General features: G+C 57.2%; 10 protein-coding genes, 2 tRNA genes and 1 other RNA gene. 7 read left to right on the forward strand and 6 right to left on the reverse strand.

Annotated features, from left to right (window positions below; translation table 11 throughout):
- The first annotated feature begins 297 nt into the window (after positions 1-297).
- The 3 genes from FJY67_07850 to FJY67_07860 are packed head-to-tail and all read left to right on the forward strand — an operon-like array spanning position 298 to position 2,687.
- Positions 298-939 (forward strand): hypothetical protein, encoded by a 642-nt coding sequence (locus FJY67_07850; protein MBM3329367.1) that lies wholly within the window; start codon positions 298-300, stop codon positions 937-939.
- A gap of 21 nt (positions 940-960) precedes the next feature.
- On the forward strand, positions 961-2,196 hold the full coding sequence (locus FJY67_07855; GenBank protein ID MBM3329368.1) for an MFS transporter: 1,236 nt from the start codon (positions 961-963) through the stop codon (positions 2,194-2,196).
- A 44-nt stretch (positions 2,197-2,240) separates the two neighbouring features.
- Positions 2,241-2,687, forward strand: a complete 447-nt coding sequence (locus FJY67_07860; GenBank protein ID MBM3329369.1) for a hypothetical protein — start codon at positions 2,241-2,243, stop codon at positions 2,685-2,687.
- Between the two features lie 8 nt (positions 2,688-2,695).
- Here the strand turns inward: FJY67_07860 and FJY67_07865 are convergent.
- From FJY67_07865 to FJY67_07885, 5 genes are all read right to left on the reverse strand, one after another.
- Positions 2,696-2,769 (reverse strand) — tRNA-Arg (locus FJY67_07865).
- A gap of 90 nt (positions 2,770-2,859) precedes the next feature.
- Positions 2,860-3,131, reverse strand: an RNA gene (gene ffs, locus FJY67_07870) — signal recognition particle sRNA large type.
- 15 nt (positions 3,132-3,146) lie between these two features.
- Positions 3,147-3,219 (reverse strand) — tRNA-Ala (locus FJY67_07875).
- A gap of 91 nt (positions 3,220-3,310) precedes the next feature.
- Positions 3,311-3,991 (reverse strand): CADD family putative folate metabolism protein, encoded by a 681-nt coding sequence (locus FJY67_07880; GenBank protein ID MBM3329370.1) that lies wholly within the window; start codon positions 3,989-3,991, stop codon positions 3,311-3,313.
- A gap of 104 nt (positions 3,992-4,095) precedes the next feature.
- Positions 4,096-4,848 (reverse strand): ATP-binding cassette domain-containing protein, encoded by a 753-nt coding sequence (locus FJY67_07885; GenBank protein ID MBM3329371.1) that lies wholly within the window; start codon positions 4,846-4,848, stop codon positions 4,096-4,098.
- Positions 4,849-5,145: 297 nt separating this feature from the next.
- Here FJY67_07885 and FJY67_07890 point away from each other — a divergent pair, with 297 nt between their 5' ends.
- From FJY67_07890 to FJY67_07905, 4 genes are all read left to right on the forward strand, one after another.
- Complete coding sequence (locus tag FJY67_07890; GenBank protein ID MBM3329372.1) at positions 5,146-10,617, forward strand: hypothetical protein; 5,472 nt, start codon at positions 5,146-5,148, stop codon at positions 10,615-10,617.
- A 111-nt stretch (positions 10,618-10,728) separates the two neighbouring features.
- The gene (locus FJY67_07895; protein ID MBM3329373.1) at positions 10,729-11,208 is read left to right on the forward strand and encodes a hypothetical protein; all 480 of its coding nucleotides are present in this window, start codon (positions 10,729-10,731) and stop codon (positions 11,206-11,208) included.
- Positions 11,209-11,409: 201 nt separating this feature from the next.
- Complete coding sequence (locus FJY67_07900) at positions 11,410-13,176, forward strand: T9SS type A sorting domain-containing protein (GenBank protein MBM3329374.1); 1,767 nt, start codon at positions 11,410-11,412, stop codon at positions 13,174-13,176.
- 84 nt (positions 13,177-13,260) lie between these two features.
- On the forward strand, positions 13,261-13,980 hold the full coding sequence (locus tag FJY67_07905; GenBank protein MBM3329375.1) for a TIGR02253 family HAD-type hydrolase: 720 nt from the start codon (positions 13,261-13,263) through the stop codon (positions 13,978-13,980).
- Positions 13,981-14,023: 43 nt separating this feature from the next.
- Here FJY67_07905 and gcvT read toward each other — a convergent pair whose 3' ends face one another.
- Complete coding sequence (gene gcvT / locus FJY67_07910) at positions 14,024-15,100, reverse strand: glycine cleavage system aminomethyltransferase GcvT (protein ID MBM3329376.1); 1,077 nt, start codon at positions 15,098-15,100, stop codon at positions 14,024-14,026.
- Positions 15,101-15,521: the final 421 nt, after the last annotated feature.

The raw sequence follows: 15,521 nt of genomic DNA on the forward strand, positions 1-15,521 counted from the left end.
TATAACTGTAACCGCCCGCATCAGGGCTATAGACTAAACGGCTGCACCCCAGCAGAACGACTTATCGCGGCTCCAAAAGCTGCTTGATTGTAAACACGTTGACAAGACAATACAAGTTAGGATTGAAAGAGGCTCCTGTCAAGCAGATGCAGAGTAGCAATGGCTTCAGCCGAGGGGCAGACTTGTGGGAGCGGTGTGCTTTCCCCATATTGAATAGTAAGGTCTTATCCATCATTAATGGATGCAATATCACCTTATCTTGTCTCCCCGCTCTGCGGGGGGACTACAGGGTGGTAGATGTGCAACCCCATGTTGCCCCCCCTTTTATTCCTTCCCCCCCGCGAAGCAGGTGGGAGAAGACAAGAACTAACTGCACCAAGTAGTAACTGCAAATTCATGTTCAAACGCCTTCGTGGCCTCTTGACCGGCCGGCCGCCTTCGCCTTCACTTAGAAGCGTGCTATTCGTTTGCACTGCCAACGTTACGCGCAGTCCGGTAGCAGAGGCGATGTTCCGCAGGGCAGTCGAATCGAGCGGTGAAGAGTGGCAGATTGCATCGGCTGGTGTTCGGGCGATTCCGGGCGTTCCGGTCAATCCGGTGATTGGGTTCATAATGTTCCAACGCCAGATGCCGCTTACCAATCATAAGTCACGGCCTGTCACCACGTCGTTGATGGAACGCTACTACTGGATCATCACGGCTGAGCAGGCTCATCGTGATGCCTTGCTGAAGATGTATCCCGATCTCAAGGATCGAGTTCAGACTTTACTGGGGTTCGGGCGGAAACCGGACGAGATTGAACAGCATGACCTACCCGATCCAACTGGCAAGGAGCCGAATGATTACCGGGAACTTATGGACTTACTCGAGACCGAGATTCCTCGACTTCATCGTGTATTGCAGGTCCGGGTTGCAGACCTGGATTGGTCTCCAGAATAACATGATAGTTTCGACAAGCCTATGATTGCGGTCACGTTGCCCTACCCTGCCGCTGATCGGGACCGGAAATTACTGTTGACGGCAACATATCTTCGTGCAATGGCGGTCGGCCTGGCGGGGGTCCTTCTCGGCATCTATCTGGCACAAGCCGATCTGGAACCGGGCGAAATCGGAATTGTCGTCGGTGCCGGGCTGGCAGGAGGCGCGGTCGCCTCGTTAGGTGTGACGCTTGGGGCGAATCGTCTCCGGCGGCGAACTACACTCATAGGGCTTGCTTTCTTATCGGCTTGCGGAGGGATAGGACTACTCCTCACCGATTCACCGTTGGCATTGGCACTGGTAGCCTTTGCCGGGATGCTCAACGGGATGGGACGGGATCGCGGCGCATCGCTCATCATCGAACAGGCGATTCTCCCGGCGACCGTCGAACCGAAGTGGCTGACGCGCACCTTTGCTCGCTATAACGTTCTTCAGGATGGCGGACAGGCACTGGGCGGGCTGTTGCTCACCGTGCCCGGTAGTCTCCTTCATATCAGCGATGCGAGCGGCAACCAAGTCCTTATCGTCTTCTATGCGCTGCTCTTTTTAGCCAGCGCCGTTGTGCAGTCGCTGCTATCGCCGGAGGTTGAAGCGGGTCCCTCCCGCCCGACTACTAGAACGGAACAAACTTGCAACATCTCACCCGATACCAAGCGCATTGTCCGGAAGATCTCGGCGCTGTTTCTGCTCGACAGCCTCGGAGGCGGGTTTCTGACAACTGCGCTGCTCGGCTACTTCTTCTTCGAGCGCTTTGGGGTCTCAGCTTCATCGGTCGGAATACTCTTTTTCGGTGCCCGGGTGTTGAACGCTCTGTCGCACTTTGGGGCGGCGTGGCTCTCGTCCCGGATTGGGCTGGTCAACACAATGGTCTTCACACACATCCCGTCGAGCCTGCTGTTAGTCGCCGTCGCATTCGTGCCGAACTTTACTCTTGCGGCGACTCTACTCCTGCTAAGAGAAGGTTTGGTCGAGATGGATGTTCCGACCCGTCAGGCTTATGTGATGGCGATGGTGGGATCGGGCGAGAGGCTCTACGCCGCGGGTGTTACGAGTATTGTCCGTATGGGGGGATGGGCGGTAGCACCGGGACTGGCCGGTTTCCTGATGCAGGGTTGGGCTCTGATGATGCCGTTGGTAGCCGGCGCCGCGTTAAAGATCACCTACGATCTGCTCCTCTATCGCAACTTCAAGCACTTGAAACCGGCAATGGAGAGGTGAATTGCATCATTTCGGAGGGATTTAATCGAAGCGAAGTTAATGGTATGAAACAGCACATTGCGCTGCCTGCCAACAGGCGGCTCATTTCCATAGTGTTCCTAATAGCGATTCTCTCTATGCCAGCGCTTGCAGCGCAGGGCTATCTCGCATTTGGGTTGCAAAAGTCGCTCTTTGCCGCCGGAATCGGCTGTGTCTATGTTCCCGAACCATCCTGGGGTATCGGGGCGGTAGCCGATGTCGGAGCCGACAAATTGGCGGTCCGGCCACTTTTCCGATTCGACTGGAAGCAGGACTGGAAGACCTATCTGTTTGGGGAATTAGCAGTTGGCGAGAGAAAAGCCGGAATCGGAGCCGGCGGCGGGATTGAGTGGGATATGCGGCAAGGCAATCCGTCCCGGACGCCAATCAGTTGGAACCTCGAACTCGGAATCGGCGCGGCGCCTGAAATCCACTTTGAACTCGGATTTGGGATACTGTGGCGAATCGAGTAGTCCAACTGTACCCCCGGCGCGATTCGAACGCGCGACCTCCGGATTAGGAATCCAGCGCTCTATCCTACTGAGCTACGAGGGCAAGTCGCGGCAGCATTATCGTCCATAGCCGCGCACAACAGTCAATGAGCAGGCCCGGGCCGATTGCTACCAGCCCGGGCCCAAATTCCGGCTGTGCCCCACCTTCGATCCGCTTTCAGGCCGTTCCGTCCAACGTGGCAACTGAGGCCCGGCACTCCCACGGCACCCGGCCGTCCATGCTTACCGCTGCTGCCTTCCGGCCCTGACGGGGTTCGGCGCGCGACCGCTGCGCGGGACCTGACCGTAAACGCCGCCGTCGCTGGACATTCCGATCGAAAGGCAAGATCTCTATAGGGTGGGTCTTCGACCCCGCTGGAGCGGGTTGCGGGTTACAGGGCACCGCTAACTCCCCGTCTAGCACAGCCAGGTCCTTACGTGTGGAGCTGAGCAGGTTCGAACTGCCGACCTATGCGTTGCGAACGCATCGCTCTCCCAACTGAGCTACAGCCCCAATCCGGTGCGAGCATGTGCACGACCGGCTGAGAAATATGACCTTAACGCACTCCAGGCAGTCGTCGCGTAATGGCTGTCGGCTTTAGCCATCAACAATCGATATTGTGCCGGCGGCAGATGCCGGAGAGCATCTCCCAGAGTGCGTCCGTAACCTCCCCGACGGCCTCCTGTGCCGCAGGCAAGGTCTCTTCGTTAATATAACGCGCGAGGAGGTTCCGTTCAACAGCGGAGTGCTCCTTGTCAGCCTCGATGTGAACTTTGAAGTAAGCCGTGCCGGCTGGTGTGTCGATTCCGTAGAACCGATTGAGACCGTCGATCTTGGCCTCGGCGACAGCAGGAATCTGACTCTCGTAGGCATAGAGCGCGGCGATGCCGGATGCCGTATCGCCGGAACAAGCCCTTCGGAAACGTTCGATCAATGCCTCAGTCTCGGCATGACGGGAGACCGACTGGACGGCTGTCTTCTCCTGACCGAGTGCCCCTGCGAACATCACCCATAGGTCGGGATGGTTAGGGCGACCGGCTTCCTCGTCCATAAGGTTGGCGAGCAAGTGTAGCCGGGTCTCCTGGTCATCGCATCGGGAATGCACCGCCGACAGGTAGGTCGGAAATGCAGCGACATGATGATAGTATTGCCGGGCGTAGTCCTCGAGTGCCGTGCGAGGCAGCGTTCCCTTAGTCCAGGACTGATAAAAAGGGTGGCTGAGAAGGTTCCGGGCGGCGATTTGACGGTCGATGATGTCTATATAGTGGGTGGTTGTCTCCACCATAATCTCCTTAGATGGTGCGGGTTGAGAGAATCGTGCTGGATGCGCTTACAAGTGAATACGAAGTCGAGTATAGGATGTGGGAGGGGCTGACCAACAATTTGCTCTTAGTTCACTTTCGTCCGTGTCGATGACACCTCGCCTTGCCGGAAAAAATTTATCACCGGTTCGACATGTTCGTCATAGGCCTGCTCAATAGTGCCGGTGAAGAGCAAGGCTCCTTTATCAAGATAAGCAATGCGGGTTGCTATACGGCGAATGGATGCTATCTCATGCGTTACTATCACAATCGTCAAGCCGAGGTCGCGGTGCAGTCTGAGCAGCAGGTCGTCAAGTGCGTGTGAAGTCGGCGGATCGAGACCTGCGGATGGCTCATCGCAGAATAGCAGTTCCGGGTCGAGGGCCAAAGCCCTTGCCAGTCCGGCACGTTTGCGCATTCCACCTGAGAGTTCCGACGGTAGGCGCGATGCGGCTTGTTCCAAACCCACTTGATGCAGTTTGAGCCTTACCGCACGGGCGATGACCACGTCGTCAAGGTTGGTGTGCATTTCAATCGGAATAGCAACGTTGACCGCAAGGCTCTTGGATCCGAGCAAGGCTCCGTTTTGGAATAAAACTCCGATTCGGGCGCGAATCCTCTCCTGATCCGGTTCGTCGAGCGCATTCCAATCCTCTCCGAATAGTTCGACATGCCCTTCAGCCGGTCGCAAGAGACCGATGAAGTGCTTCAGGAGCGTCGTCTTTCCACACCCGCTGCCTCCAAGGATGGCGAGGATTTCTGACCGGCCAACATCGAGGTCGATGCCGCCAAGAACAGTGCGTTCGCCGTAGCGAGCGGTAAGATCGATCGCACGTGCTATGGGATCGGTTGTGAGCAAGGAATCGGTGTAAAGTTATATTCGTCACTAATCTAATCTCAAGCCGACGAAAAGTCAAATTGGAGTCTGAAGCAGGCATCTGAATGGTACTTGCGAAAGACTTGCAAGTTGATTATATCGTAAGGTTAATGGGGCGTTTTGGCCGTTAGGCTTTCCCCGGGCCGGCGACCGCGACGCCGGCAGGCAGCTGGTTCACCTGAATCGGGCGCGATCAACAATACCTCAAGATGCACCTTGAACGCAACCATCAACCTCGCCAAACGACAGAGAAGGACTGAAATGCGTCGTTTTCTCCTGGTTACACTCCTTTCCCTCCTGACCCTCGGGCAACTAAACGGCGCCGAGGCTGATACTTACACCACAGAAACCGCCAGGGTTACAACTGCAACGCCGGCTAACGTTGCACTGGCTTTCACACCTGCTACATTTGAGCGCGCAGAGGAGGCTGACGGTCCCATCACGCGGGAGCGGCTGGCCATTCCAGGTGAAGGCTACATTTATCTGGAGGGTCGTCCGATGCTGCCGGCGGTGAGTCGGTTCGTCATCGTGCCAGGCGACAAGGCTGTGGAACTGGTCGTTAATGCATCCGAACCGCGACGCGTCTCCGCTGAACTGCCGCCCCTGCTCTGCTCAGAAAAGACACCATTGAATGCGACCCAAAGTCTCACACTTGTCGAACGGGGGGGGATATTCCCGGAAGCCATCGCGGAGATTTCGGATCCGATCATCATCCGAGGTGTTCGGATGGTGCGGGTTACGACCTATCCCGTTCAATACGATGCCGTGCATCAAGAGTATCTGGTTCGGGACCGGATCGAGACCGACTTGCGGTTTTCCGAAGGTGAAGTCATCAATCCGGTTACTGCGCCTCCGTTAGGGGGATATACCGAATCGTTCCGAGCCTTCATCGACGCACTGGTCATCAACGGGGATCATTTAGGGCGCGACGATCCGAACCGGGATGTCGCTCCTCCCTATCGCGGACACTATCTCGTTGTCACCCATGCCAACTGCCTTCAGTATGTCGTGCCGTTCATCGAATGGCGGCGCAAGGCAGGCTACAAGGTTGACATCCTGAATATACCCGCCAACGATGCAACCAATGCGAACACCATCAAGACGCGCATCGTAGAGGCCTATAATGCTTACCGCAATGCAGGTCAGGTGCCTTTCGAGCAGGTGCTCTTGGTCGGCGATCACCAAAGTTACGACCCCCAGGTCTCGCCAGGTGCGCAGTGGGTACTAATCTCCCCGCCCGGTCAGTCCAACTGGGGCAGCATGCCGCACTACGATTGGGATTACGGCTGCCTCGAAGGGAACGATGCCTATGCCGATGTGGGAGTGTCCCGTTTCTGCGCCGGCAGTGAAGCGACGCTCAATCTCTTTACTAACCGGACGCTTGCCTACGAGACTAATCCCCGTATGGACGACACCCGCTGGTTCACTCGGGGGGCAGCCTACTCGCAGAGATGGGCGGGAAACTGGCATATCAGCCTTCACTCCACCGTCCGCTGGGGCGTAAGTGCGCTCAAGCGATTCGGAATGCGCGATGTCCGATTCCAGGAGAACTATCAGGAAAACGACAACGGCGGGAATATCGTCGGGCCGTTCATTCGAGATCAATACAACGACGGCGTCAACGTCCTCGTAGGCCGGGCGGAAAACTACTACTTCCGCCAGGGCCAAAATTTGTTCGACGGCCGGTCGGGAGTCTATCCGATCGACATCGACATCGCCGGGCATCACGAGTGGACAACCTGGTGGATGATCCGCAATTACGATCCGAACAATCGTATAATGGGTCCGGTGGCAGCCACCTCCGGTTGGGGCGGGACACAGACCTTCCCCTACAATGCCATCTGGCTCGAGATCGTGAACGGCTTCCTTTGCAGAAATCTCGACTTCGGTTGGTCGCGTGTTTATGGAGTAATCGGACCCGAGCGGTATGTTCCGAACTTCGCCAATACCTACAATCACATCAAGACCGACCACCTCTTTTACGGCGATCCCTACATCCGTCCCTGGTCGCGCGTTCCGACGCGGGTAACGGCAACCTTTACCAGCGAGATCAATGCCCGGACGCGATACGTCGAAGCGCAGGTGACGAATCAGGATGGCGGAGCGCCGGTTCCCGATGCGTGGGTGGCGCTCTACTTCCCCGGCAACATTCCCGCTGCAAACAATGCCAACTATGCCACCTACAACGGAATGTGGAACATCATCGAGCGTTCCGATGCGGATGGCAACGTCCGTTTCATTTTGCCGGTCGAGCGGCAGTTGGTTGCTAACACGCGGATGTTCTTAACGGTATCCGGCACCGACATCAAGCCCTTCTTCGGCGAGCGCACGATCGGCACCCCGGCTGCGGCTATCGAAATCGACGAATATGCGCTTGTTGAGTTGAACGGCAATGGCGACGGCAACATCAATTCCGGCGAGACCTTCGCCCTCAATGCCAACGTAATGAACGCCGGAAATGAGGGCGTTGTCGAGGGGATCGTTGCCAACGTGCGGTCTTTGTCGCCCTATCTTACCCTGGAAGATGCCGAGAACATCTGGGTCGGTGACATCGAAGCCGGCTCGACCGTCGATGCCGGGACCTTGGCCATATTGCGCTTCGATACCAGCACCCCGGATGGAAGTGCACGGCCCAAGCATCGTCCTTCCGTTGAAGTTGAGTTAGTTACTCAAGACCGCACCTGGAAGTCGGGGATTACCTTTTCCCCGCGCGCACCGCACTTCGAGTTTCGCGAGGTTGTAGGTGGGAATGTCCTGCCGGACACAATCTCCCAGATAGACATCCGCATCAACAACTTGGGACGAGTGAATGGGTATCCGTTGACAGCAGAGTTGCGCAGTCTTGGAATGGGTATCTCGGTCATCGAAGGCATTCGCAACTACCCCGCTATAGCCGCTGGTAGATTCAGCGGCGTCGAAGGCAACCGGTTCCTCGTATCGGGCAATCGAGTCGTTGTGCCGGGTTGGATCAACAAAATGATGTTGATCCTGCAAGGGGAGGACGGATTCGTCGATACGACATACTTCGATGTTCAGGTAGGTCGGCCGCGAGCCAACGCTCCGGTAGGTCCCGATAAGTATGGCTACATCTGCTTTGACGATACCGATACGCTCTGGGACTCGCGCCCGACTTTTGAGTGGTTCGAGATCGATCCCCGCGAGCAGGATCGTCGTATTGCTGGCACCCGGGTCGAGTTCACCGGAGGGCTGGAAATCGGTGAAGCGCGGGTGATTCCTCTACCCTTTAGATTTCAATTCTACGGCGTATCGTTTGATTCTGTGACGGTGGCGACCAATGGCTATGTTTCGATGGGTGCCCAACGGCTGGCTACCAACTTTCAGAACTGGCCTCTCGATCGGGGGGTTGGAGGTGGAACAGGAATGATTGCGCCTTTCTGGGACGACCTGAGGGTCGGCTCGAATGGTCAGGGTGGACAGGTCTATTATGCTTATGACCGGGAGAACGCGCGGCTGATCATTCAGTGGTCACGCTTGCGTCACGCCAGCGGTGGCGGGAATGACCTGATATTCCAGGTGATTCTGCTCGATGCCGATGCCTGGCCTACCGAGACCGGCGATCCCAACTTCTACATCCAGTATAAGCAGATATCCCAGTCGCAAGGCGGTGGAAATGCCTGGGTCAACGAAGTGCCCTACGCTTCGGTCGGAATCAGCAGTCCACTCGGTGACACCGGAATCGACTACTCCTTCAATAACGGCTACTCCCATCCGGGGGCGGCGCCGATTCAAGCCCGGCGGGCGTTGATGTTTAGCACGTCACCCCGATATCGCTCCGGAATCATCTACGGTGTGGTAACCGATGCCGCCAACGGAGCGCCGGTAGCCAATGCCATCGTCAGGACTCAGCAGGGCTTCGTTGCTTTCACCGACGAACAGGGTTATTGGCGAATACCGGACGCCTTGGCCGAGGTGGAGTTTGGTATCACATGCTCGATCTTGGGATATAACGACTCATCTTATGTCGATCTACTGGTGCCGGAGGGCGACAGCCTTGAGATCAACTTCAACCTCTTGCACCCGGAGATCCTGCCTTCAGTGGAGAGCCTCTCGTGGCGGATGGATCCGGGGTTTGAATACCAGATACCGTTCGACCTCTTCAACGGCGGCAACGGGCCGCTCACCTGGTCCGCCGAAAAGCGCCTCATCGGCGACGCCAATGCTGCGCCCTGGGAGTTTCGCCGTTCCTACGATGTTGGCGCCCGCACCCGCGACGACCGCATCGAAGGCGTCGTCTTTGCCCAGGAGAAGTTCTACTGCGCCGGCGCCAGCAACCTCGCCGGGCAGGATACCACCAACTATATCTGGGTCTTCGACCGCGAAGGCGCACTGATCGACACCCTGCCACAACCGGGTCGGTCAACCTACGGGATGAAGAACCTCGCCTGGGACGGCAACTGGCTCTGGGGCGGGCAGTCGTCCGGCGACCCCAACGTCTATGCCATTCACCCCGAAACCGGGGAAGTGATGCGCGAATGGGCCGGGCCTTTCAATCCGACCACCGCCGTCGTATGGGACACTGACGAGGGCCGTCTCTGGGCTTGCGGACAGTCTTCCAATGCCATCGTCGCCTACGACGTGGACGGCAATCGTCTCGGCCCGACGCTCAACAAGCGCGCCTTCCGGATCAACGGCATGGCGTGGTGGCCCGATGACCCCGACGGCTACCCGCTCTACTTCATCCACTCCCTCGGACAGAATGCGGACATGATCTACAAGATGAATCCGGCGACCGGCGATACCATCTTTATCCGCAACCTTGTGGCTCAGAATGGAACTGGAGTGCTCGGCACCTACATCACCAACACCTTCGACGTCTATAGTTGGGTGCTGATGGCGGTCGCCAATGTCCCGCGCGACAACGGTGGCGACCGGGTGGACATCTTCCAACTCGACGCCCGCAAGGACTGGCTCAACCTCGACGTCTGGTCGGGCGTGCTCGAGCCGTGGGGCGCTCAGGACTTTGTTCTGACGCTCAATTCGACTGAACTGCCGGACACCCTCTTCGAAGGCGAAATTCTGTTCCGTCACAACGCCGAGGGCGGCGAGACGCGGATACCGGTCTCGCTCGATGTGATCGGCGACGAGCCGCCCGACCCGTTCGACCTGCTTCGGCCGGCGAACGGGTCGCGCTTCACAGCCTTCCCTTATCTGGACGACACGCTGCGGGTTCCGGCGATTCGCTTCAGTTGGATGCCGTCGATGGAGTGGAATCAGAATCAGGCGGTGGGCTACCGGGTCTGGTTCTATGCCGGGGACGATTCGACCTATTACGAGGCGGTCGATACGAGTTTGACGCTGGTGCTTGACACGCTCAACCTCGACTGGGCGTTGAATGCTCCGGTTGCCTGGCAGGTGAATGCCTATTCGGGGGACGACCGGACGCCGAGCAATCAGCGGTTCCAGTTTGCGATCGATCCCGATGCGGCGCCGGGTGCGGTTCCGGTTCCTATCGAATTTGGATTTCAGTCGGTGCATCCGAACCCGTTCAATGCGCGGCTTGCAGTACGGTTTGGTCTGGAGCAGGCGGGCTTTGCGCGGCTGCGGCTGTTCGACGTCCTGGGCCGGGAGGCGGCGGTGTTGTTTGCGGGTCCATCGGAGCCGGCTTACCGGACGGCGGTGGTGGATGGGAATTGTCTGTCGTCGGGGGTCTATTACCTGAGGCTCGAGTCGGCGGGTCGGGTAGAGGTGCGGAAGGTGGCGCTGGTGCGGTAGGGGATTGAAAAATCCCAGGAATCAAGAGTTTAACAGGTAGTCAAGACCTGCGGTAATTGCCAGCCGGCTTGGCTGCATCAGGCAGACGTAAATGAGAGGCAAAGGAGTCTGATGGACGACGTTTGGTCGCGAGCTTTCGAACACGCTATCGACGGGGACTGGACGCATCCGAATCCTTCCGGAGTGCTGGATGGCGTCAGCGCTTCCGATGCCGGGAAGGTTGCGGACGGGCTTCCCAATAGCATCTATCAGCAGGCTATGCACCTGCTGGCCTGGGCCGACTGGGGGCTTTGCAAGTTGCGAGGGGTTCCCTTCGAGCAGACCAGGGAGCAGGAGGAAGCGAACTTTTTCCCGTCAAACGCAGCGCCCCAAGACGATGCCGAATGGCAGAGGGTGCTCGACCGGATGAAGGCTCTCGGCCCGGAGTTCGACCGGCTGCTGCCTTCGGTCGATCCCGGGATGATGCTCCCGGCACCGAGCGACTTTTCGCATGCCCGGGTGGCGATCTTCGTGGTGGCGCATTCAGCCTATCATACCGCTTACATTGTTGCGATGCGGCGGCTGCTCGGGATATGGAATCCGGAGCGGTAGTCGGGCGGCGTTGCTGGTAGAATTAGAATATCTCCCCAATCCAGCGATAGCGTAGCGCCAGCATCTTGCTGGCACTGACTTGCCGCCAAGTGGCGGCGCTACGGCTCGCACCCATTTGGTGAGCGATTCCATCAGCTATCGCTGGATTAGATATGTTTCAAACAGATGAACAGGATATACAGGATGTAAAGAGGATTAGAGGTGAACAAGACCATCAAGGCTATGGCTCTGGTTGCGGCATCGGCACTGCTGATCGTCGAGACCGCAACCGCGCGTATCCTGAACGTGCCGGAGGAGTTCGAGACCATCCGGGACGGTATCCGCGCGGCGGAGGATGGGGATACGGTGCTGGTCGCGCCGGGGGTGTATGAGCAGAACGTCAGCATCTATGCCTCCAGGGTGGTCCTGGCAAGTCATTACTTGCTGGAAGGCAACGTGGCCTATTTGGATTCAACTATCATCCGAGGTTCCCTATCGATCGAATCACCTTCGACAATCATCGGATTCACCGTCTTGCAGGGAACGGGCGTTACCGTCAGGAGCGCCGCAAGATTGCATCAGATGATATTAGCCAGAAATGCGTCGGATTATGCCGGTGCGGTCTCAATCTTTCTTGACCGCGGCTCAGACGCAGCTGTCGAAGTGTCTCACTTGATAATGGAAGAAAATATAGGGAGGTTTTATGGCGGGATGTGTATCTATGCTCCTGAAGGGACTCAAGTGCATGTAAGCAATTCCATTATTCGTAATAACATCAACCAGCAAAGCTATGGAGGAGGTGTTGCTGTCGGTGGAACTGGAGATATAGAATTTGATCGAGTCCAGATTGTGAACAATGTTACTCAAAATGGAGGTGGCGCCGGCTTTTACTCACTCGACGCCAATCCAGTCCTGCGGCACTGTCTGATAGCTGGAAATAGTGCCAGAACCGCAGCCTCAGCGATGCACCTCTTTCGCACCAATGCCATCCTTTCCAACGTGACTGTTGCCGACAATACCACACAAGGTGGCAGTAGTGCTGTAACTATAAACGGTTCGCTTCAGATCACCAATTCGATCTTATGGCGCAATATCGGCTGGGAAGTTTGGGGCTTTTTTACAAATAACTGCTCAGTGACATATAGTCTCATAGATACGATGGATGGGGGAATAGTGCTTCAGGGGGATCCGAGGATAGAGAATTTACTCTATTCTAATCCCCTCTTCCTCGACCCCGACAACGGCGATTACCGCCTCTCCCCCGACTCCCCCTGCATCGACGCCGGCGATCCCGATTCGCCCCCCGACCCCGACGGCACCCGCGCCGATATAGGGGCGTTCTATTTCCATCAACGCGACATCGACATCCCCGAACGCTTGGTGGAGTTCCCTCCGACGCCCTGGGAAGAGATCAGCACCGTGATCGTCCCGATCCGCAATGTCGGCGGGACCATTCTAACCCTCACCGACATTCAACTGCCGCTGCATCCCTCGTTCATTACCTTTATCGAGGGCTGGTCGCCCGATGAACCGCGCCTTGTTGTGCCGGGGGAGACCTACGAGTGGCCGCTGGTGTTCCATCCGCAACGGGAAGGCGAGGGACAGGCGCTGCCTCGAACGACATTGGGGATTGTGTGTGATGACCCCGACGAACCTGAAATCGTGATCGAAGCCTCGGGCGATATCCTCTCCGCTCCGGGGGACGAGTTCCCGCCAACGGAATTTCGACTTTTGCCGCCCTATCCGAATCCATTTAATTCGACTGTAACCTTACGGTTCAGTATCCCGATAAATCGGGAAGCCACCGTCATTGGAATATATGACCTCACCGGTCACGAGATCGCCCGCCTGCTTGAGACTCGCTCACTTGCTTACTCGCATTCTCACGCACTCACTTGGGATGCTTCGGGCGCACCAGCGGGAGTCTATGTTGCCCGGCTGGAAAGCGGGGGCGAGTCGCGTAGTGCCAAGATGGTGCTGCTGAAGTAAGGGATCCGGCGAATACGGCGTTCAGTAGGACAGACAAGAATGTCTGTCCTACTGAACGCGAATTGGCATTAATTCCTCAAGATCATGATCCGCGTCGTCATCTTCGACCTTGACAATACGCTCGTTGACTTTATGCGGATGAAGCGTGCCGCGGTGAAGTCGGCGGTCCTCGCGATGATCGACGCCGGGCTCGACCTTACCTATGTCGAAGCGCGCGACCGGGTCAATCGCATCTACGACCAGGAGGGGATCGAGTATCAGGAGGTCTTCGACCACTTTCTGCGCGAGCATTACGGGAGGATCGATCATAAGATCCTTGCCGCGGCGGTGGTTGGCTACCGCCGGGCTCGGGATGCCGCGCTGGTGCTCTATCCGCATGTAACCTCGACCCTGACGACGCTGGTGAAGCAGGGCGTCAAACTGGCGCTGCTGACCGACGCTCCCCCCAAGCAAGCCTGGCTGCGCCTCACCTACCTCAATCTGCATCACCTGTTCGATATCGTTGTGACCGGCGAAGACGTCGGCGCGTTCAAGCCGTCTCCGAAGGGCTTCCGGAGAGTGCTCGAAGTGTTGAAGGCGAGTCCGGACGAGGCATTGATGGTGGGCGACTGGCCCGACCGGGACATCCGGGGGGGGAAAGGTGCGGGTATCGGGACGGTCTTTGCGCGGTATGGAGGACGCAAGGTCGAGGGCGCGTCGGGCGCGGACTACGAGATCGACGACATCAAGGAGTTAGTGGGGATAGTGGGGGGAAATGATGAGCAAAGAGAGAGCAATTTGGGTCAGATGATGATTGAAGGGTGATGGAAATAGAGCGGCGCGCCTCGATTCATCACACCTACAGACCTTACCTCTTATAGAACGGCGTCTCGGCGACTTCGGCGGCGATTTGCCGGCCCCGCACGTCGATCTTGACTGCTGTCCCGAGCACGTCAAACGGCTTGTCGATATAGGCCAGCCCAACTGCCCGGTCCAGCACAGGTGAGAAGCCTCCTGAAGTCACAACACCGATCTTCCGTCCGTCAAGGAAGATCTCTTGCCCGTGACGGGCGATGCCTTTCTCCTTCAATGTGAAGCCGACCAACCTGCGATTAAGTTGCTCCTTGGCTGCCAGGACTGTCTCTATCCCGACGAAACCGCCCGGCTTCTTGGTCTTGGTGATCCACCCCAAGCCCGCCTCGATGGGATTCGTAGTCGGATCGATGTCGTTCCCGTAGAGGCAGTAGCAGACCTCGAGCCGCAGCGAGTCGCGCGCTCCCAGTCCGATAGGCTTTAGACCGAGCGGACGTCCAGCCTCCCAGAGCGCATTCCAAAGGACCTCAGAGTCGCTTCTCCGGACATAGACCTCGAAGCCGTCTTCGCCGGTATATCCAGTGCGCGAGAAGATCGCCCAGCGTCCATTCACCTCGCCTTCGACAAAATGATAATAGACTGTATCGAGAATCGGCCGGTCGGCGATTTGCTGCACCAGCGCCGCGGCTTGGGGACCCTGGATCGCGAGCAGGGTGATATCGTCCGAAATGTTGATCAGTTCGATACCCGGCACAAGGTTCGACTCAAGGTGCGCGAAGTCCTTTTCGATATTGGCGGCATTGACGACGACGAGGAAGTGACCCTCGAAACGATAGACAAGCAGGTCATCGACGATGCCGCCATCGGGGTAGAGCATCGCCGAATACTGGATTTGGCCGAATTCGAGAGCGGCGACGTTATTGACCGTCAGGCGGTTGAGCCAGTTCGAAGCATCCCTGCCGCGGACGACGAACTCGCCCATATGCGAGACATCGAAGACGCCGACGTTGCGCCGGACGGAAAGGTGTTCGTCTATGATGCCGGAGTATTGGACCGGCATTTCATAACCGGCAAATGGAACCATCCGTCCGCCAAGCGCGACGTGATGGTCGTGAAGTGCGATACGTTTCATTAGTTGCAGTAGGTAATATTACCTGGTGCAATATATTGTGTCAACAAGGGCGCTTGTCATGCTGAACGCAGTGAAGCATCTCGACCTAAGATGGACATTCCAGACGAGATCCTTCACTTCGTTCAGGATGACACTAATCGATGCACCCCTTAATAGTAGAATTTGGTTCGCAGAATGCAGATTGAAACAGTCAGCGTCGATCAATTGATGCATCATTCTACATTCTGCATTCTACACTACTTCAGGTGTGCGATCTTGGCGACGCCATTCCAACTGTCGCCTGCTTCGACCCGAAGAAGATAAATGCCTGCCGGAAGGCTGCTTCCCGCCATCGTCAAGCGGTGAATGCCGGGCGAGAGTTGCCGTTCCTGTGCGAGCACCTGACGACCCTTTAAATCGTATAGCGCCGTCCGGACCGCCC

Source organism: Calditrichota bacterium (assembly GCA_016867835.1).
GTDB lineage: Bacteria > Electryoneota > AABM5-125-24 > Hatepunaeales > Hatepunaeaceae > VGIQ01.